The 17,923-nt window shown below is 62.8% G+C and carries 17 protein-coding genes; 9 read left to right on the top strand and 8 right to left on the bottom strand.

Features of this window, described 5'->3' with window-relative positions:
• Positions 1–9: 9 nt before the first annotated feature.
• Positions 10–1,191, bottom strand: coding sequence for a serine hydrolase (locus tag IM701_RS06980; RefSeq protein WP_039331035.1), 1,182 nt, complete (start codon positions 1,189–1,191; stop codon positions 10–12).
• Positions 1,192–1,252: 61 nt separating this feature from the next.
• On the bottom strand, positions 1,253–2,002 hold the full coding sequence (locus tag IM701_RS06975; RefSeq protein WP_039331036.1) for an NYN domain-containing protein: 750 nt from the start codon (positions 2,000–2,002) through the stop codon (positions 1,253–1,255).
• Positions 2,003–2,227: 225 nt separating this feature from the next.
• Between IM701_RS06975 and moaC the strand changes: the two genes are divergently transcribed.
• The 4 genes from moaC to IM701_RS06955 all read left to right on the top strand — a co-directional run bounded on the left by moaC (position 2,228) and on the right by IM701_RS06955 (position 5,660).
• Positions 2,228–2,701, top strand: a complete 474-nt coding sequence (gene moaC / locus IM701_RS06970) for a cyclic pyranopterin monophosphate synthase MoaC (protein WP_193828190.1) — start codon at positions 2,228–2,230, stop codon at positions 2,699–2,701.
• Positions 2,698–3,903 carry a molybdopterin molybdotransferase MoeA gene (locus IM701_RS06965; protein ID WP_193828189.1) on the top strand — a complete coding sequence of 402 codons (1,206 nt, stop codon included), beginning with the start codon at positions 2,698–2,700 and terminating at the stop codon, positions 3,901–3,903. The genes moaC and IM701_RS06965 overlap by 4 nt, the downstream gene beginning before the upstream one ends.
• A 119-nt stretch (positions 3,904–4,022) precedes the next feature.
• Positions 4,023–4,742: a transcriptional repressor LexA gene (gene lexA / locus IM701_RS06960; protein WP_062344410.1), complete on the top strand. Its 720-nt coding sequence runs from the start codon at positions 4,023–4,025 to the stop codon at positions 4,740–4,742.
• Positions 4,743–4,991: 249 nt separating this feature from the next.
• Positions 4,992–5,660: an energy transducer TonB gene (locus tag IM701_RS06955; protein WP_193828188.1), complete on the top strand. Its 669-nt coding sequence runs from the start codon at positions 4,992–4,994 to the stop codon at positions 5,658–5,660.
• 109 nt (positions 5,661–5,769) lie between these two features.
• On the opposite strand, the gene IM701_RS06950 is transcribed toward IM701_RS06955, so the two are convergent.
• Entirely contained in the window at positions 5,770–7,359 is a 1,590-nt protein-coding gene (locus IM701_RS06950; protein ID WP_230487832.1) for a ComEC/Rec2 family competence protein, read from the bottom strand.
• On the bottom strand, positions 7,281–8,072 hold the full coding sequence (locus tag IM701_RS21840) for a DUF4131 domain-containing protein (protein ID WP_230487831.1): 792 nt from the start codon (positions 8,070–8,072) through the stop codon (positions 7,281–7,283). Before IM701_RS21840 ends, IM701_RS06950 begins: the two co-directional genes overlap by 79 nt.
• A gap of 29 nt (positions 8,073–8,101) precedes the next feature.
• On the opposite strand from IM701_RS21840, the gene gltX reads away from it, so the two are divergent.
• The 3 genes from gltX to IM701_RS06935 all read left to right on the top strand — a co-directional run bounded on the left by gltX (position 8,102) and on the right by IM701_RS06935 (position 11,233).
• Positions 8,102–9,565, top strand: a complete 1,464-nt coding sequence (gltX, locus tag IM701_RS06945; protein ID WP_193828187.1) for a glutamate--tRNA ligase — start codon at positions 8,102–8,104, stop codon at positions 9,563–9,565.
• A gap of 94 nt (positions 9,566–9,659) precedes the next feature.
• Positions 9,660–10,898, top strand: a complete 1,239-nt coding sequence (locus tag IM701_RS06940) for a citrate synthase (protein ID WP_370584360.1) — start codon at positions 9,660–9,662, stop codon at positions 10,896–10,898.
• A 143-nt stretch (positions 10,899–11,041) separates the two neighbouring features.
• Positions 11,042–11,233 (top strand): hypothetical protein, encoded by a 192-nt coding sequence (locus IM701_RS06935; RefSeq protein WP_039331050.1) that lies wholly within the window; start codon positions 11,042–11,044, stop codon positions 11,231–11,233.
• A 3-nt stretch (positions 11,234–11,236) separates the two neighbouring features.
• Here the strand turns inward: IM701_RS06935 and IM701_RS06930 are convergent, their stop codons facing one another.
• From IM701_RS06930 to IM701_RS06920, 3 genes are read right to left on the bottom strand one after another with little or no spacing between them, the layout of a single operon-like run.
• Entirely contained in the window at positions 11,237–12,616 is a 1,380-nt protein-coding gene (locus IM701_RS06930) for a sensor histidine kinase KdpD (RefSeq protein WP_193828186.1), read from the bottom strand.
• A gap of 24 nt (positions 12,617–12,640) precedes the next feature.
• Positions 12,641–13,615 (bottom strand): hypothetical protein, encoded by a 975-nt coding sequence (locus IM701_RS06925; protein WP_062344423.1) that lies wholly within the window; start codon positions 13,613–13,615, stop codon positions 12,641–12,643.
• A 9-nt stretch (positions 13,616–13,624) separates the two neighbouring features.
• Positions 13,625–14,665, bottom strand: a complete 1,041-nt coding sequence (locus IM701_RS06920) for a hypothetical protein (RefSeq protein ID WP_230487830.1) — start codon at positions 14,663–14,665, stop codon at positions 13,625–13,627.
• Between the two features lie 3 nt (positions 14,666–14,668).
• On the opposite strand from IM701_RS06920, the gene IM701_RS22100 reads away from it, so the two are divergent.
• A complete protein-coding gene (locus IM701_RS22100) occupies positions 14,669–14,794 on the top strand; it encodes a hypothetical protein (protein WP_255527803.1) in 126 nt (41 codons plus the stop codon).
• Between the two features lie 190 nt (positions 14,795–14,984).
• Here IM701_RS22100 and IM701_RS06915 read toward each other — a convergent pair whose 3' ends face one another.
• A complete protein-coding gene (locus IM701_RS06915) occupies positions 14,985–15,290 on the bottom strand; it encodes a hypothetical protein (RefSeq protein WP_039331057.1) in 306 nt (101 codons plus the stop codon).
• 71 nt (positions 15,291–15,361) lie between these two features.
• On the opposite strand from IM701_RS06915, the gene IM701_RS06910 reads away from it, so the two are divergent.
• Complete coding sequence (locus tag IM701_RS06910) at positions 15,362–17,917, top strand: hypothetical protein (RefSeq protein ID WP_193828185.1); 2,556 nt, start codon at positions 15,362–15,364, stop codon at positions 17,915–17,917.
• Positions 17,918–17,923 lie beyond the last annotated feature (6 nt).

Genomic DNA, 17,923 nt, shown 5'->3' with positions numbered 1-17,923 from the left:
GAAACCGCTCTAGTTGCCCGCGTCGATCAAGGCCTGGACCTTCCGATAGAAGCTTTCGCGCGCCTCGGGCTGTGGTCCGGCGCTGGCGCGCGGCCAATCCGAATTGCTGGCAATCACCAGTTTGCGCTTGGGGTCAATGAAGATGCCCTGGCCGAAGATGCCTTGGGCGGCGAAAGTGCCATCGTCATTGGTCCACCACTGGAAGCCATAGCCGCGCCCTGCCCGGCCGATATCCCTCTGCTTGGTCGTCGCCTGTGCGAACCAGTCCGACGGCACGATCTGCCTGCCATCGCGCCCCTTGCCACCGTTCAGCACAAACAGGCCGAACCTTGCGTAATCGCGTGTCGCGGCCTGCAGACAGCAACCACCGATCTCGAGCCCGGTCTTCCCCAACAGCCACGTCGCCTCGGCTTCCATTCCGGCAGGTTGCCAGACCTTCTCCTGCAAATAGGCGGACAATGACTTGCCGGTGGCCGAACTCACAAGCACGCCGATCAGGTTGGTCTCGCCAGTGTTGTAATGCCACACCTCCCCGGGCGGATGGGCGCGCGGCAGCTTGCGCATATAGCTGACGGTGGCATCGAGGCCGTCCTCCGGCTGGGCCCGATTGAACTCGGCAACATCCGACTTCGGGTCTTCGTAATCCTCGTTCCAGCGTACGCCTGATGACATGGTCAGCAGCTGTCGCACGCTCACGTCATCGTAAGCGCTGCCCTTGAGGCCAGGAATATACTGGCTGACCTTGTCGTCCAGGCTCCTGATCGCGCCATCCTGCAAGGCTGCGCCGACAAGGGTCGAGGTGAATGACTTCGCCACCGAAAAGCTGGTCCAACGACCCTTGGCATCGAAGTCCAGCCCGTAGCGCTCCAATCGCACTTTGCCATCCTGCACGATCACCAACCCCGCCGTGCGCTGGCTTGCCATGTATTCGTCCAGTCCCGGCACGGTCAGCGGCTTGCCTGCTGGAAGAGGCAAAGGTTCGGCCGCAGGCGCAATCGTGTTGGCCTTGGCCAGAAACGGCAACCTGTCCATCGCCCGGAAAGCCGCATCACGCTGCCCTTCCCGCCAAGACAGCACGTCGGCATTGGTCGGTAGCGCAAGAAGAATTCCCCGCGTTTCCTTGTCAAGCGAGGCAAACCCGGCACCTCCGGCCAGCACGACCGCTCCTAACAAAACCCACCGCTTCCGCATCCACCGCTCCCGTTATTGACACTTGGGACAATAGCGAGCGCTGGCAGGGCGGCAAGTGACGTCAGGCCACCAACCGCACCTGCGATTGGGTGGAACCCGCAATCTTTTCAACGGCGAAGCGGCCGTCCTTCTTGAACACTTGCAGCCAGCTCCTTGATCCGAACGAGGCGGGTTGGAGCTTCGCCTTGCTCAGGACGGTAGCGAGCTCCGGCAATGCCACCCATTCCCGCTGGCTGGCCAACTCGTTCAAAGCTTCCCTGACTTTGGCCCAGTTGGCGGCTTCCGATTTGGACGGCTCTTGCGGGGGCTTGGCTTTGGTCGCAGCTGCCGTTGGTTTCTCGACTTTCTCAGAGGATGTTGCGGCAGCCTTCCTCGTGTTCAGAACGATATGGTATTTCGAGCAACTGTTTCGGAGTTTCAGGTCAGCGGCATCACCGCCGAAACCATGCACTTCGGCGCCCTCCCTGCGCAGAAATTCGACAAGTGGCTGAAAGTCACGGTCATTCGATGCAATGCAGACGCAATCAAACCCCTTGCGCAGGACGATTTCGACTGTCTCGACAGCCAAGGCGATGTCGGTGGTGTTCTTCTTGTTCTTTGAAGGTGTAACCTGTCTCACATCGAGCGGATGGTCTTTGGAATGGTCTATCCATTCGCCATTCGCCCCGTTTGCAAAGTTTCCATAGACACGGCGCAACTGCACGTCCCCCAACGACGTTGCGATCGCTTCAATCTTTGACATCGTGCTTGCGGGCACGTTCTCGCCATCAATCATGATGGCAACACGCTTCTTGTTCTGCACAGTATTCATCAATGTGCTTATTGCGGCAGAAGGCTAACGAAATCCCAATATGTAGTCACTTCGGATTGGAAACGCTTTCCTACAGGGCAGGTTTTTGCCATGGTGCCGACTGTCAGCGAAGCACCTTGAAAGCCCCGGAAATCCGCGCCAAAACTGCGTTCCAACTCCCGTTCCGCAGTTCTCTCTGGACAGTGTAAACCCCGTAAACCCCCATTCAGCATTCCAGGGACAACGATGAACGACCTCACCCATCTCGATTCGAATGGCACCGCTCGCATGGTCGACGTCGGCGGCAAGACCGAGACGCACCGCGTCGCGATTGCGCGTGGTATGATCCGCATGTCTGACGCCACGCTCGAGGCGATCAGGTCCGGCAATGCTCCGAAAGGCGATGTGCTTGGCCCAGCGCGGATTGCCGGGATCATGGCGGCGAAAAGGACCGGCGACCTCATCCCGCTCTGCCATCCGCTGGCGCTCGATGCGGTCAACATCGATTTCGCCTTCATAGCCGACGGCATCGAATGCACCGCCACCGCTTCGTTGACCGGTCGCACGGGCGTAGAAATGGAAGCGTTGACGGCGGTGAGCCTCGCCCTGCTGACGATCTACGACATGGCCAAGGCTCTCGACAAAGGCATGGTGATCGAAAGTGTCCGTCTGATCGAGAAGCGGGGCGGCAAGTCCGGAACCTGGCGCGCTCCGGAATGAAAGCGCCGCCACTGCCCCTCGCCGAGGCGCAGGCCCGCCTGCTCGCGCTCGCCCCCTCGCTTCCGCTGGAGCATCGCTCGGTTGCCGAATGCCTTGGCCATTACCTCGCCGAGGACCTCCTTGCCCGGCGCACGCAGCCAGCGGCAGCCCTTTCGGCGATGGACGGCTATGCCATGCGCAGCGCCGATCTTCCGGGCCCGTGGCGCGTGATCGGTGAAAGCGCGGCCGGCCACCCCTTCGGCGGCGAGGTCGGCCCCGGTGAAGCCACCCGCATCAGCACTGGCGCCATACTGCCCAAAGGCGCGGACATGGTGATGCTTCAGGAGGACAGCGCGCGCAACGGCAACGAGCTGAGCTTGACCGGCGAGCCACCGCAGCCCGCTTCGCGCCACGTTCGACCCGCAGGCATGGATTTCAGCTCTCGCGAAACGCTGATCTCTGCGGGTAGCCGCATTAGCCCTGCGCAAATCGCGCTCGCCATCGCCGGTGGCCACAGCCATCTCCCCGTGCGCCGGCGTGTCAGCCTGGCCGTCATCGACAGCGGCGACGAACTGGTTGCTCCCGGCCACCTGCCCGACCTGCACCAGCTTCCCGCCAGCAACGGGCCGATGCTCTGTGCGATGGCCGCCTCCCTGCCGGTCGATATCCGCCATGCCGGTCCTGTGGCGGACGAACTCGCAGAATTGGTCCGCGCGCTGGACGCGGCAAACAACTCGGACATCATCGTCACAAGCGGCGGGGCGTCAGTCGGGGATCACGATCTCGTTCGCCCGGCGCTCGAGGCCGTTGGCGCCTCGATCGACTTCTGGCGCATCGGCATCAAGCCGGGCAAGCCGCTGCTGGTGGCAACGCGTGGATCCCAGATCATTCTCGGCCTGCCCGGCAATCCCGCCTCGGCCTTCGTCACGGCCTACCTGTTCATGCTCCCCCTGTTGAGAGCGATGCTCGGCGCGAGTGCGCCTTTGCCAAAAGCCGTCCCAGCCCGGCTTGCAGAGCCACTGGCGCAGGGCGGGAGCCGAATGGAGTTCCTGCGCGCGATATGGGACGGAGCGTCGGTAAGGCTCGACCCGCTCCAGGATTCCGGAGCGCTCTCTCCACTTTCAAGGGCCAACGCGTTGGCCGTGCGTGAAGCAGGGGCCGAGGCCAAACCGGCCGGAACGGATGTTCCTATCTACCTCCTCGAAAATGGCGGAATTGCTTGACGAGTCGCAACAGGTTGCTTATCCGTTCCGCATTCGTTCGCCGGGATGGAACATTCACTCCCGGTCCATGAAAGACCAGCGGCTTTGCCTCGAAGCCGCGCATTGCGGAGTGGCCGCCGATGTTGACGCGCAAGCAGCACGAACTGCTCACCTTCATTCAGGTCCGGCTTGAAGAGTCGGGCATCTCCCCCTCGTTCGAGGAGATGAAGGAAGCGCTCGATCTGAAGTCCAAGTCGGGCGTCCACCGGCTGATCTCGGCGCTTGAAGAGCGTGGCTTCATCCGCCGCCTCCCCAACCGCGCACGGGCACTCGAAGTCCTCCGCCAGCCAGACAGCGCGGTGGGCAAGCAGAGCGCCGTTCGGCAGATTGCCAATGCAGATGGTGGAGCAACGGGCGGAAGCGTCACGGCGCTTCGTCCTGCACCAAAAGCGCCTCCCGTGCCTGTGGCGGCAAACGACGTGATCGAGCTGCCGCTGCACGGCAAGATTGCAGCCGGTGTGCCAATCGAAGCGCTTGAGACGACGGCGACCCTGCCGGTTCCTGCCGCGCTACTGGGCGCAGGAGAGCATTACGCACTCGAAGTGTCCGGTGACTCGATGGTTGAAGCCGGGATCTTCGATGGCGATTACGCGCTTGTCCGCAAGACCGATATGGCGCGCGATGGCGAGATCGTGGTTGCACTTGTGCGCGGGGAAGAGGCCACGCTCAAGTATCTCCATCACGAAAAGGGCATGGTTCGGCTGGATCCCGCCAACGCTGCCTATGATCCTCAGTTCTATCGCCCCGACGAGGTGACCGTGCAGGGCAAGCTTGCAGGCTTGTTGCGGCGCTACCACTGACGTTTGTTGCAACATAGCGCCCGGCCATCGGGCGTGCCTGATGACAAAGGCCGCTGCGCAGGAAATGCGCGGCGGCTTTTTTGCATCAGCAAGTTATGGCAAATATCAATCGATTTGGTTGAGATTCTTCTGGATGTGGTCCAGTGTGAGGTATAGTATCCGCTGTTACCGAATGCCCCGCCATGGGGCGCCCCTTTCCGGGACGGCCCGCCAGAACATGGGGCGTCGGCAACGGAAGAGGTGTTGCCAATGGCTTATGCAATCGAGAATACGAGACGCAGGCAGACACAGACCTTCATCGCGGTCGGGCTGCTTCATGGAGTGGCGATCTGGGCGATTGCTTCAGGGTTCGCCAACAGCATGGTCACGATCCTGACGGACCGACTTCCTGCCAAGCAGTGGGAGGACGAGGAGGTGAAGGTAACGCCTGTCGTGCCGCCGCCGGACGTGAAACCTTCCCCACAGCCTGACAGCCGCTCGCTGGTGGCCCCCCGCCCCGACATCGCGATTACGCCGGTGGATCCTTCAAGCACAGTCCGGGATATCGAGGTCATCCCGATCACACCAGTCGACCCTATCCCGAACGTCCTGCCCGAGCCCCGCCCCTCTCCCTCGCCGAGCTTTGCCGTGCGCACAGCATCGCCGAAGGGATCGCCGGGCTCATGGGTCTCGGACCGCGACTATCCCTCGGCCGCAATCAGAGAGGAAAGGGAAGGACTAACCCGCTTTCGGCTCTCGATAGGCGTGGATGGCCGCGTCACGGGATGCGAGATTACCGGATCGAGCGGGTCTCCTGACCTTGATGCAGCGACATGCACGAAAGTCAGCGCGCGGGCGCGGTTCACTCCTGCACTTGGCAGCGACGGCATGCCGACTGCGGGGAGCTACGTCGGTTCGGTGCGCTGGGTCCTCCCCTGATGAATTGAGCCGGGCGAACGTCAGGTTCGCCCGGCAAGTCTGGCGGAATGGAGCGCTGCTCCAAGATTATCGCCCGCCGGACAAGGGAATGGACCGCCCTGGGTCGCATTCATCGCTTGGAAGCCACTGGCGCCGTTACCGGCACGGTTGCATCAGACGCATCTGGCGTTTCGGCTCCGGCGTCGTGGAGGTGCGTTTGGCTGAGCGTCGGGCGCGGTACTGGCCAGCGATACCAACCATGCTGGCCCTGCGTTTCCGCTACGGTGCGAATCCGGCCAGAGGCAAGATCGATGGATATGCCTCCCGTATTGGCGAGATTGGGTCGGTCTGCCTTCAGCATACGCGGGCGGCACGATGCCGGAAGGCGTCGCTCGGCAATGACGATGTCGGCCCGCTCGCAGGCCGCCGCAAGCGCCATGTCGTCAATGTAGTTTCGGCTGCGGGCCATCAGGAGCGTAAAACGCCGTTCGTTTCTTAGCACGACTGCAACGCAGAAGTCTTCATTGCAGCGAGCACCCGGCCATTCATCGAGGCGACGAAGGCTGCCTTCCATTCCGGCAAGTTCGAGCAAGTTGTCCCGCATGTAATCGCCCCTTCCCATGCGCAGGACGATCAGGTCCGATCCTTCGCCGGCTATGCCGACATGATGGCCATCACCGGTGACAAGCACATCGGGCCGCGGCGTCAGGACCATGGCGGTGATGGCAAGACCGGCGGGTATGGTGCCAAGAAGGCGCACCTTGCCCACCCAGAGTGCCAGCCACAACATGCCGACGAGGAACAGCGCGTAGCTCCATGTTTCGAAGGGCGGCATTGCAGTTACTGAGCCGGGTTGTGATGCCACGAAGTGTGCCAGCGCCAGCAGCAGATCGAGGGACTTGCCAACCAGCCACCAAACCGGTGCGCCAAGGCCTGCGAGATCAAACACCAGGGCCAAGCCGATCAGCGGCATGGTCACGAAAGTGGTCAGCGGAATGGCAATGACGTTTGCCAGCGAGCCATAAACGCCAGCGCGATGAAAATGGAACAGGCCGATTGGCATCAGTGCGAGTTCAATGACCATGCCGGTAGCCAGCAACATTACGAAGCTTCGCCCAGCCCGGACCAGGGGCCCATGGTGTTCACCGGTGAGGAACGAGCGGACCGGGCCCGCCGAGTGAAAGGCGATGATCGCAATCACGGCCGCGAAACTCATCTGGAAGCTGGGGCCAAGGACGGCATCGGGCCAGAACAGCATGACGACAAAGCCGCCAACCGCGACCATTCGCATCGATAGTGGATCGCGTCCCAAGGCCAGCGCACCAAGGACAAGCAATGCCCCGATGCACGACCGGATGGTGGGCACTTCCGCTCCGGTCAGCAAGGTATAGCCAAATCCTGCCAGGGCGCCTGCCAGCGCAGCTGCAAGAGGCACGCGGATCCTGAGCGCAACCCAGGGAAAGAGCGCGAGCAAGCGCGCAACCAGCCAATAGACGGCCCCCACCAGCGCGCTGACATGCAAGCCGCTGATCGACAGGAGGTGGGTCAGTCCCGCATCGCGCATGGCGTCTTCATCGCTGGCAGCAATCGCCCCGCGATCCCCGCTGGCAAATGCGGCCGCAATTGTCCCCGCCGATCCGGTCAACCGTGAGCGGACATGCTCGGCCAGCGACTTCTGCAAGCTGCGAAGCGTGGTATCACGATCTGATCTTCCGACCACTCGCGCACATCGCCCAGCACCGTTCCCGTCGCTGCAAGGCCATCGAACCAGGCCCTGCGAGCAAAATCGTACGCGCCCGGAAGCATGGGAGCGGCTGGCGGCATCAGCCGCGCACGCAGGACGATCCGGGCACCCTCAGCCACATCGCCCGGATCCTTGTCGTAAGGCAGGTTGACCCGCACGCGGACAGGATCGGCCAGGCCATCCAGCATCACCCGCAATACGAGGCGCGCGCGCGCCTTTGCCGGCTCCTCCCGTCGTTCAAGAACTTCTCCGGAAAGACCCGAAACCTGCGGTCTCGCTATGCCCGGTTGCCCCACCAGCGCGGAGCGCGTCCAGATGGTGACCTCGCCGGCAGCCACCATGATCGCCAGTCCTGCCACGGCGAGGCGCAGGTGAGGCCGCTTCTCGGCATTGATCGCCAGCAGGGCAAGGATGGCGATGGCCCCAAGCGCCAACAGTGCGGCAATCCAGTCGGAGCGGGAGGGAAGCGCTACCCACAGCACGATGCCTGCGGCAAAGGCCACCACCAGCCAGAGCCCCCGTTCGAACGGGTGTGCATCCAGGAAGCGTTCTGCAGCGTCGATCCGACCATCAAGCATGCTGGACAATCGCGCGCGGATGTCCCAAGGCCGCGCGCGTTCGCCCGGTTCAGGGACCGGTTCGGCGGCGGGGTAGTCTGCCGCTGGCCGATCTGCAGCCGGAGACGCCATGACATTCAAAGCAAAGGAAAGCGCGGCCGATGGCAAGCGCCACTGACACCGTTTCTGCAGGATCGCCCGGCAATGCCCCGGTCGTCACCCGTTTCGCCCCTTCGCCCACTGGCTTCCTGCACATTGGCGGCGCGCGTACGGCGATGTTCAACTGGCTCTATGCTCGCCACAACGGCGGCAAGTACCTGCTGCGCATCGAGGATACCGATCGTGCTCGCTCGACCGATGCGGCCATCGAAGCGATCTTCGACGGGCTGAACTGGCTGGGTCTGGGCGGAGACGAGGAGCCTGTGTTCCAGTTCGCCCGCTCGGAACGGCACGCTCAGGTTGCGCACCAGATGCTGGAGGCCGGACACGCCTATCGCTGCTACCTGACGCAGGAAGAGCTCGCCGCTCGTCGCGAGAAAGCCCAGGCCGAGCGCCGCCCCTTCCGCATCGATAGCGAGTGGCGCGATGCGACGCCTGATCAGTGGCCGACCGACCAGTCCTACGTGGTGCGCATGAAGGCGCCGCGGGATGGCGAAACGACGATTCCCGATCGCGTTCAAGGTTTTATCACGGTCCAGAACAGCGAGCTTGACGACTTCATCGTGCTGCGTTCGGACGGCACGCCGACATACATGCTCGCTGTCGTGGTCGACGATCATGACATGGGCGTCACCCATGTGATCCGCGGCGACGATCACATCAACAATGCGTTCCGTCAGCTGGTGATCGTCCGTGCGATGAACGAGATCGAAGGTGGTTGGCCCGATCCGATCTACGCGCACATCCCGCTGATCCACGGTGCCGATGGCGCCAAGCTCTCAAAGCGTCACGGTGCGCTGGGCGTCGACGCCTATCGCGACGAGATGGGGCTGCTGCCCGAAGCGGTGTTCAACTACCTGCTGCGCCTCGGCTGGGGCCATGGTGACGAGGAAATCATCAGCCGCGATCAGGCGGTTGAATGGTTCGATATCGCCAACGTCAACAAGGGCGCATCGCGCTTTGATCTCAAGAAGCTGCTGAACCTCAATGGCCACTACATTCGCGAGGCTGATGATGCCCGGCTTGCCGGGCTGGTCGCCCCGCGTCTGGCTGTGCTGGAGCCTGGCTTCGACGCCAAAGCGGGCATGGATCTGCTGACCAGAGCGATGCCGGTGCTGAAGGTGCGCGCTGCCGATCTCAACGAATTGGCGACCTCGTCGGTGTTCCTGTTCGCGCAGCGCCCCCTGCCCATGGCGGAAAAGGCGGCCGCACTACTGACCGACGATTCGCGCGCGATACTGGCCAAAGTGGTGGCTGCGCTCGAGGCGGAAAACGGCTGGACAATCGAAGGGCTGGAGGCCACTTTGAAACAAATGGCCGAGGAGCTTGGGATAGGCTTGGGCAAAATTGCCCAACCGTTGCGCGCGAGCCTGACGGGACAGACTACCTCGCCGGGAATATTCGACGTATTGGCACTGCTCGGCAAGGACGAGTCGCTGGCGCGCATCCGCGATCAGTTGGCTTGAACCCGGGCATAAACTGTAAAGACAGAAGAAACAGGAGGGCTTAGGCGTGAGCGAAAACCAGGCTTCTTTGACCGCTGGCGGCAACAGCGTGGACATGCCGATCAAGAGCGGCACCATCGGGCCGGACGTCATCGACATCCGCAAGCTCTATGGCCAGACGGGCATGTTCACCTATGACCCGGGCTTCACTTCGACGGCAAGCTGCGACAGCGCACTGACCTACATCGACGGTGATGAGGGCGTGCTTCTGCACCGCGGTTACCCGATCGGCCAGTTGGCCGAGCATTCGTCGTTCATGGAAGTGAGCTACCTGCTGCTTAACGGCGAACTGCCGAGCCAGCAGGAACTTGCGGACTTCAGCCGCACGATCACCCGCCACACGATGCTGCACGAGCAGCTTGCCACGTTCTATCGCGGCTTCCGTCGCGATGCGCACCCGATGGCGATCATGTGCGGCGTCGTCGGCGCGCTCTCGGCGTTCTACCACGACAGCACCGACATTGCTGACCCGACGCATCGCAAGATCAGCTCGCACCGCCTGATCGCCAAGATGCCGACGATCGCGGCGATGGCCTACAAGTATTCGGTTGGCCAGCCCTTCGTCTATCCGGACAACAAGCTGTCCTATACCGGCAACTTCCTGAAGATGACTTTCGGCGTTCCGGCCGAAGAGTACGAAGTGATCCCTGCTGTCGAGAAGGCAATGGATCGCATCTTCATCCTTCATGCCGATCACGAGCAGAACGCTTCGACCTCGACCGTCCGTCTGGCCGGTTCCTCGGGCGCCAATCCGTTTGCCTGCATCGCGGCAGGCATCGCCTGTCTGTGGGGCCCGGCGCACGGCGGCGCGAACGAAGCCGCGCTCAACATGCTCAAGGAGATCGGGACCCCCGATCGCATCCAGCACTACATCGACCGCGCCAAGGACAAGAACGATCCGTTCCGCCTGATGGGCTTCGGTCACCGCGTCTACAAGAACTACGATCCGCGCGCGACCGTCATGCAGCAGACCGTGCGCGAAGTGTTCGACGCGCTGAAGGTCAACGATCCGCTGTTCGAGACCGCCCTGCGCCTCGAGGAAATCGCGCTCAGCGATCCGTACTTCGCGGAGAAGAAGCTGTTCCCGAACGTGGACTTCTACTCGGGCATCATCCTTTCGGCGATTGGCTTCCCGACGACGATGTTCACGGTGCTCTTCGCCCTCGCCCGTACCGTGGGCTGGGTCGCACAGTGGAACGAAATGATCAGCGATCCTGGCCAGAAGATCGGACGTCCGCGCCAGCTCTACACCGGCCCGACGCAGCGCGACTACGTGCCGCTGAGCGAACGCTGAGGCGTGAGAGGCGCGGCCGCACTTTTCGTGCCGGTTTCTCGAGAGAAACCGGATGGCCGCGCCGGCTCTACACCGGCCCGACGCAGCGCGACTGCGTGCCGCTGAGCGAACGCTGATCGATTGAGAAACAGGAAAGGGCGACGATGGCGACAGTTCTCAGGATTTTCGGCATCGTCGCCCTTCTCATGGGCGGCTTGTGGATCGGACAGGGGCTGGGCCTGATCATGTGGCCGGCATCGAGCTTCATGCTCGCCCAGACACAATGGGCCTATATCGGCGCAGGCTTGATGCTGATCGGCGCGCTTGCAATCTGGCGCGCATCGCGGCGTGGCTGAGCGTCAGCCCGCTGCGGTTGCCTGCGCGGCAGTGTCAGCCGGCAACAACAGCACGAATTTCGCGCCGCCATCTGGCGCCTGCTGGACAGTGAGATCGCCTCCCATCGCGCGTGCCAGTCTGCGCGAGATATAGAGGCCCAGTCCGCTGCCGCCATCGCCACTGCGACCAAGGCGCTCAAATTTCTCGAAAACCTTTTCGGCGTGCTCCTGAGCAATGCCCTGCCCCTGGTCCAGTACGGTGATCCAGGCGAACTCCCCATCGATGCCGCAATCGACCTCGACCCGGGTATGTTCAGGCGAGTACCTCACGGCGTTGCCGATGAGGTTGAGGAGAATTTGCAGCACGCGCCGGAATTCCGCGATGGCTGGCGCTGCCACATCGGGCGCGGGGAGTACGAACGCAATGCCCCGTTCCTGCGCCCGCACGCCGAGGATGCCTGCTGCGCGCCGTGCACAATCGACAAGATCGATGTGATCGGGAGCAGGTGCAAAGCCTTCATCTTCCACCGTCTCAAGGTCGGCAAGGTCTTCGACCAGAGACAGCAGGTGCCGCCCCGCCTCTGCAATATCGCCGGCGTACCCTACGTACTGTTCTGCCAATGGACCGGCGAGGCGTGTCCGGATGGTTTCGGCATTGGCCACGATCCGGTTGATTGGCAAACGCAGTGCCGGCGCCAGCTTGCGCCCCAGCAATCCCTTCCAGTCTGGCTGTGGGAGGGGTTCCGGCGCAGCAGCGACAGCCTTGGCCGGGACATTGATCAACACAGTCTCTGCTACGAGGAGCAGTTCGAACCCCCCGGCACGCAACGGAAGAATGCGCGTCTTCCACACACGGGACGAGCCGGGGACGGCCACCCGGGCTTCGTCAAGCAATCGCCAGTGCAGCGGTTGGCGGTGTGCATTGCCTTCAAGCGTTACGAGATCGGTCCAGTATTTGCCAAAGCCTTGCTGCAGGCCCGATGCGAGGTCGGCAAGATCGCCCGCCGTTACAGAACCCGATACGATGCGCTGCTCAGCGTCCAGAACAATGTGCGCCTCGGCCAATTGGCGCACCAGTGCTTCATCGGCGGATGCGGCTTCATCGCCCTGCCAGGCGTCCGAGGCGACCTTCCAGTCGCTGATCTCGATCCTCGTGCCCGCCCCATCGGGGATGGCGCGCGCCGAAAACGAAAGCGGTTGCCCTTCGTCCGTCACAGTCATGGCGGCACCCAGGGTTGCTCCCGCCATTCGCGCACGACGAACCAGCGACAGGAGACCGGGCAGCGCAATCACTCCGGGGTAACCCCCGCCCAGCCGAACCTGCAGCGCCGCAAGGATCTCGTCGGACTCGACCAGACGGTCCGCACTGTCGCAGCGGGCGCTGATTAGACCTGCGGTGGTCACGGGGACACCTTCATCTGCTGATCGCTATCCGAACGCTTCGCGACGCATCAGGGAAGACGCCAGCATCGCCGCAGCTGCATCAGGTACGATCTGATCGATGCCATCGGGCAAGCTGGTCTGCGGATGAAGCGCGGCGAAAGTGGTCACCAGATTCGTGCGGTCAGCTCCTGCAGCCGACAGTGCGAGAGCCATTCGCGCCATCTGACTTTCGGTCGTGCACATGATCGCCATCTCGCGCGACATGCCCGCTCCCGATGCAAGGGTCGATAGAAAGAGCGCAATGCCCGCAGTATCAATTTTCAGACCGCGGCCTGAATCTCCGGCCAATTGGCCAATGACGTGATCGAGAAGTTCAAGACGCGATGCCGCAGTCATCCGTTGCTGGCGCAGCGTGCTTTCTGCCGCCCCGGCAGCAGCCAGTCCGGATGGGTCCTCGGCAACATAGGCCTGCATCGTCATCAATGCGATATGATGAAGGTCGCCCGGAAGTTCCGAAAGCGGAATCTGCATGCGTCGCATCAATTGCCCGAATCGCGCCTGCGCCGCGAGCAGGTTCATTCCGCGCGCGGCAAGATCGGGATCGCGCGAAGCGATGATGTCTTGAAGCAGGGGGGTAAGCACAGGATCCAGTCCGAGCCTGCCCTGCATCTTCTCGGTGAGTTGCCACTCCACGGCCAGCATGTGCAGATGATTCAACAGGGCCTGGTTGCCGGCGAGCATATCCGCCAGGCCATCGCTCGCCTCCCGCGCCCAAGCGGCAGAATTGTCATGACCCGCAGCCTCGCCGACCGCTTGCACAAGCTGCCGGGCAAGATCGGACAGCATGCCCCGGACCCGGGCAATGATCTCGTCGCTGAAGATCGAGTTATCGTCGTTCCGGAGAAGATGCTGAAGGATCGGCCCCATGTGAATCATGACCTGATCGGCATGGGCGAGGTCATCGCGCAGAAGCGCCTCGATCGCGCCGGGATCGGGGGTAAAAGGTACGGTCAGTGCCATAAGTCGCTCTTACGGCCGACTGGTTAACTGCGAGTTAGGCGAACTCGCGGTTGCTGGCGATCTTCCAAGCTGAAGCAACAGGAGGCAGGTGCCGAGGAGCGCCAGAACGGCAAGTCCGATCGTCGCATCGAATGGCAGCGCCACGCTGACGATGGCGAGCAACAAGCCAAACACCAATCGATCTTCCAGCCAGGCGGAACGGGGGAAACCCGGCAAGGCAAGGCGCACAAGGCGCGCTCCGCCGACAAGCAGGATCGGGGTGAACCAGTTGAGTCCAAATGGAATCGCGCTGGTGTAGGGCAACTCGCTGCGCCACGCGGCCAACGTCACCAGTCCAGCGTCGACAATGAGATGGAACAGGGCCACGGCCTTGCGTTCAAGACCCGACGCCAGGAGCGAATCACGCTCCACCTGCCCCATGAGGCTGGCCACGCGCTCCACCAGCCAGGATAACCCGACAAGCAGGAACCCGGTGGCGGCGTTGCCAAGCCAGCCAAGGCCCAGACCGAGCAGCCCCAGTATCCCGGCAGCAAGTCCGATCAACGCAGGCCGGGTTCCTGCATGAAGCATGGCTGGCCCGAACCTGCGGACGAAGGCCATGGCCAGCAGCACCCCCGGAGACCCCTCCGCCGCGTCACCGGTAGCCGTATGCAGCCGCAGCCACTGGCGTTCTGCGGCATGGGCTTCTGGCTCGCTGCGGACCATGGTCCAGCGGCCATCTCCCAGCATGGCGGCAGATACACCGCGCAAAGGCAAGCGGCCCTGAACGGCGAGGCGCAGCAGCGCCGATTGCGCGTTCCATTCGGGCGGCAGGTCCGCGAGGCCTGCAGCGATCCGTCCCGGAAAGCGCATTGCTCCGGCAAATGCGTGGTTGATGTCGATGCGCTCGAACCCGAGCGGCAAGGCGCTTTCCGCTGGAAGAGTGAGGACACCCGGTCCTGCCTCGATCAGATCCCGAAACACATCGGGCATGGCGATCAATCCATCACCCACGACGATCACGTCGTCTTCGGGCGCGAGCAATGGCACGAGTGCGCGTGCGGTCGCCACGACATGAAACTGCGCTCCGCCTGCCTCGACAACATGCTGAAGCGCAACCAGCTCGCCACTGATCCCCTCGGCCATGACCACAAGGCGTTTGGCGCCCAGCGAGAGGGCCAGTCCGATCTGGTGGCGTAATAGCGAGCGTCCGCCTATTGGCAGATACCCGCGCAGCCCCGAAGGCGTCGTCGCCGACGCACCCGCAGCCTGCGCTGGATGGGAAGTTTCAATCAGGGAAAGAACCGCGACCCGCAACAATTGCCTCCTGTCGCACCATCGTAGGGACTGGCGACGGTCGTGCCAAGGCGGACCGCAGTCGTGTCGGGGATTAAGGTTCTATCGCCAAGTCGGCCAGCATCTGGCGAAGGCGACGAAGAATCGCCGGATCGCCGGGGGCGCCGTCCAGCGCCTCCTCTGCAAGGTCGATCAGGCCTTCGGCGTGGAAGCTTGCCGCAAGGCCTTTCAAACGCAAGGCAGCAACGTGCCAGTTGCCATCGCAGCGGGCCCGACCAAGCAGATCTACCTGCCGCTCGGCACTTTCGATGAATGCCGCGCGCAGTTCGCGCACGAGTTCGGGATCGTGCCCGGCAGCAGCGGCGAGGTTTGCGTCAAGGGAGGCGCCTTCATAGGCCATGTGAAAGCGCTACGGGCCGAAGCGTTAAGGCGGGGTTTATGGATGGGTCGAAATCGTGATATGACAGCGTCATGAACGGGGGAAGACGGATCATTCCGATCGATGGCGTCAATGAGGACGCCGGTGAGGCAACCATGGCCGGGCCAACTGCGCCCGACGATCCCGGTCTGGCATATGTGCCTCCAGCTTTCCTTGAAAAAGCGTCTGCAAGCGATTGGGATAGCTCTGAAATGCCTCCGCCTGACAAGGCTTGGCCGGTGCTCCTGTTGGCCGGTGGGGTGATCGCGGGTTGGACGGCCTTCTTCGTATGGGCCGTGATCCTTGCGCAGCCGGCACCCGCGTCCGCACAGCAATGGGCATGGTGGTCAACGCAATGGAGCGTGCCTGTCCTGCTTGTGCTCGTCCTGCTCCTGGTGGTCATGCGTACAAGCCGGCGGGAAGCGGCCCGCTTCGCCGATGCGGCGCGTCTGCTTTCGAACGAATCAGCCGACCTCGAAAGGCGCCTCGTCTCGATTAACACCGAACTCGCGCTGGCCCGCGACTTCATGGCCGCGCAAGGCCGCGACCTCGATTCGCTGGGACGGATTGCGGTTGATCGCCTTTCGGGCAGCGCCTCACAGCTTGATGGGCTGATCAGCAGGAACGGTGCGCAGATCGACAGGATCGCCGAAGTTTCAGCAGCCGCTCTCGACAACATGGAGAAGCTGCGTGGACAGCTGCCGGTCATTGCCAATGCCGCCAAGGACGTAACCAACAACATCGGCAATGCCGGACGCACCGCGCATCTGCAGCTTGAAGAACTGGTCTCGGGGTTTCAGCGCCTCAACGAGTTCGGCCTTGCGAGCGAACGGCAGGTCATGTCGTTTCGCGACCGGGTCGACAGTGCTCTTGAAGGCTTTGCCAAGGCTTCCGAAGACCTCGGCCTTCTTGCCGAGAATCGCTTCGACGCGCTGACGCAGCGCAGCGCCGATCAGGCAGCCCTGGCAGCCGATGCGGAGCAGGCTGCCCTTGCGGCTTGGCGGGAGCGCAGCGATGCGCATGCGGCATCCCTCAAGGAAACTCTCGCCCAACTCGGCGAGGCGCACGAGGGACTCATCGCGGACTCGGCCGGACGTCTGGCACGCTTCGAGGAGGCCGCGCGTTCGCTCACCGCAATGCTCGAAATCCAGGGCCGCGACCTTGACGAACAGCTGGCGCGCAGGCGGGCATCTGCCGAAGCTGGCGCTGCGGAACAACGCGTGGCTCTCGAAAAACGTCTGGCGGAAATTGACGAAGCCGTTGCCGAGCGCCGCTCTGCGATGGAGCGAGCCGCCGCTTCTGCTGCCGAAGCTTTGGCGTCCAAGCTGGCCGAGCTTGACCAAGCGATCGAGGCACAGCGCAGGACCCAACTTGTCGAGGCGGAGAATCTCGCCTCCAGATGCGAGGAAATCGGAAGCAAGGTCAGTGCTTTCTCCGAAGTACTTCGCAACTCTGGTGAACAAGGCGCGCAGACAGCGTCCCAGGTCGACCAAGCAATGGCCGACCTTAATGCGCGGTTGGGTGAAATGCGCCACGCGCTTTCGGGCACGGACCTGCAGATCGGTGAATTGACCGACTCCGCCGTAAGGCTTCTCGAACTGATCCAAGCCGGTGGCGACCACACGCGCACCCAGATTCCGGAAGCCCTGCGCAGCACCGAGGCCGGGCTCAAGGGTCTGGAGGACCGCGTGTTCACTTTGCGCGATACCTTGCGCGAGGCAGGCGACGGTGGGCGCAGCCTGGCCGAAACCGTTGGGTCTGCTCGCAATGAAGTTTCCAGCACGATCAAGGAATTGCAGAAGGCGCAGAAGACACTGTCCGAGCAAGCGGCCGAGCGCGAGAAGCAACTCGATGCGTTGCGAGAGGTGCTGGCAGGGGTGCGCGCGGAAAGCGATGCGCTTTCGCGTGACATCGAGAGCCGGCTTTCGGGAGCAATTGGCAGCTTGAACGAGGCTGCGGCCAAGGCTGGCGAAGATCTGCGCGCCAGCACTGCGGGTGAAATCGAAGGCTTGGCCGAAAGGCTTGGCGAACAGAGCAGCGCTGCCATTGCGCGCGTGCTTCAGGGGCGCGCGGCCGAACTTGTCGGTCGCCTGGAGGAAGCCATCGATGCTGCCGCGGCAGCAAGTCGGGACACCGCAATCCAGATGCGTGACCAGTTGGCCAAGGTTGATGAACTGGCCGGCAATCTGGAGGCGCGGGTCGATCGTGTTCGCGAAAAGGCAGAGGAAAAGGTCGATAACGACTTTGCCCGTCGCGCCGCCTTGATCACGGAATCGCTGAATTCGTCAGCCATCGACATCGCCAAGGCGCTTTCGACGGATGTCTCGGAAACCGCTTGGGCATCGTACCTGCGCGGGGACCGCGGCATCTTTACGCGCCGCGCCGTTTCGCTGCTGGAGAGTGCCGAAGCAAAGGCGGTTCAGGCGCATTATGAAGCCGAAAGCGAATTCCGCGAACACGTGAACCGCTACATCCACGACTTCGAATCCATGTTGCGCCAGTTGCTTTCCACGCGTGACGGTAACGCTCTGGGCGTTACGTTGCTCTCGTCCGACATGGGCAAGCTCTATGTCGCACTGGCGCAGGGGATTGAGCGCCTGCGTACCTGAGCTTGC

The sequence above is a fragment of the Novosphingobium sp. ES2-1 genome, assembly GCF_015169775.1.
Lineage (GTDB): Bacteria > Pseudomonadota > Alphaproteobacteria > Sphingomonadales > Sphingomonadaceae > Novosphingobium > Novosphingobium subterraneum.
The sequence above is the reverse complement of the archived record's forward strand: the minus strand, read 5'-3'. Positions and strand labels throughout refer to the sequence as shown.

Coding starts and splice junctions, on each gene's coding strand:
- IM701_RS06940 (WP_370584360.1), top strand. CDS start 9,660: ATGCCGATCAAGAGCGGCACCATCGGGCCGGACGTCATCGACATCCGC.
- moaC (WP_193828190.1), top strand. CDS start 2,228: ATGAACGACCTCACCCATCTCGATTCGAATGGCACCGCTCGCATGGTC.
- IM701_RS06980 (WP_039331035.1), bottom strand. CDS start 1,191: ATGCGGAAGCGGTGGGTTTTGTTAGGAGCGGTCGTGCTGGCCGGAGGT.
- IM701_RS21840 (WP_230487831.1), bottom strand. CDS start 8,072: ATGGCGTCTCCGGCTGCAGATCGGCCAGCGGCAGACTACCCCGCCGCC.
- IM701_RS22100 (WP_255527803.1), top strand. CDS start 14,669: ATGAAACTGCGCTCCGCCTGCCTCGACAACATGCTGAAGCGCAACCAG.
- IM701_RS06915 (WP_039331057.1), bottom strand. CDS start 15,290: ATGGCCTATGAAGGCGCCTCCCTTGACGCAAACCTCGCCGCTGCTGCC.
- gltX (WP_193828187.1), top strand. CDS start 8,102: ATGGCAAGCGCCACTGACACCGTTTCTGCAGGATCGCCCGGCAATGCC.
- IM701_RS06965 (WP_193828189.1), top strand. CDS start 2,698: ATGAAAGCGCCGCCACTGCCCCTCGCCGAGGCGCAGGCCCGCCTGCTC.
- IM701_RS06975 (WP_039331036.1), bottom strand. CDS start 2,002: ATGAATACTGTGCAGAACAAGAAGCGTGTTGCCATCATGATTGATGGC.
- IM701_RS06955 (WP_193828188.1), top strand. CDS start 4,992: ATGGCTTATGCAATCGAGAATACGAGACGCAGGCAGACACAGACCTTC.
- IM701_RS06910 (WP_193828185.1), top strand. CDS start 15,362: ATGAACGGGGGAAGACGGATCATTCCGATCGATGGCGTCAATGAGGAC.
- IM701_RS06935 (WP_039331050.1), top strand. CDS start 11,042: ATGGCGACAGTTCTCAGGATTTTCGGCATCGTCGCCCTTCTCATGGGC.
- lexA (WP_062344410.1), top strand. CDS start 4,023: ATGTTGACGCGCAAGCAGCACGAACTGCTCACCTTCATTCAGGTCCGG.
- IM701_RS06925 (WP_062344423.1), bottom strand. CDS start 13,615: ATGGCACTGACCGTACCTTTTACCCCCGATCCCGGCGCGATCGAGGCG.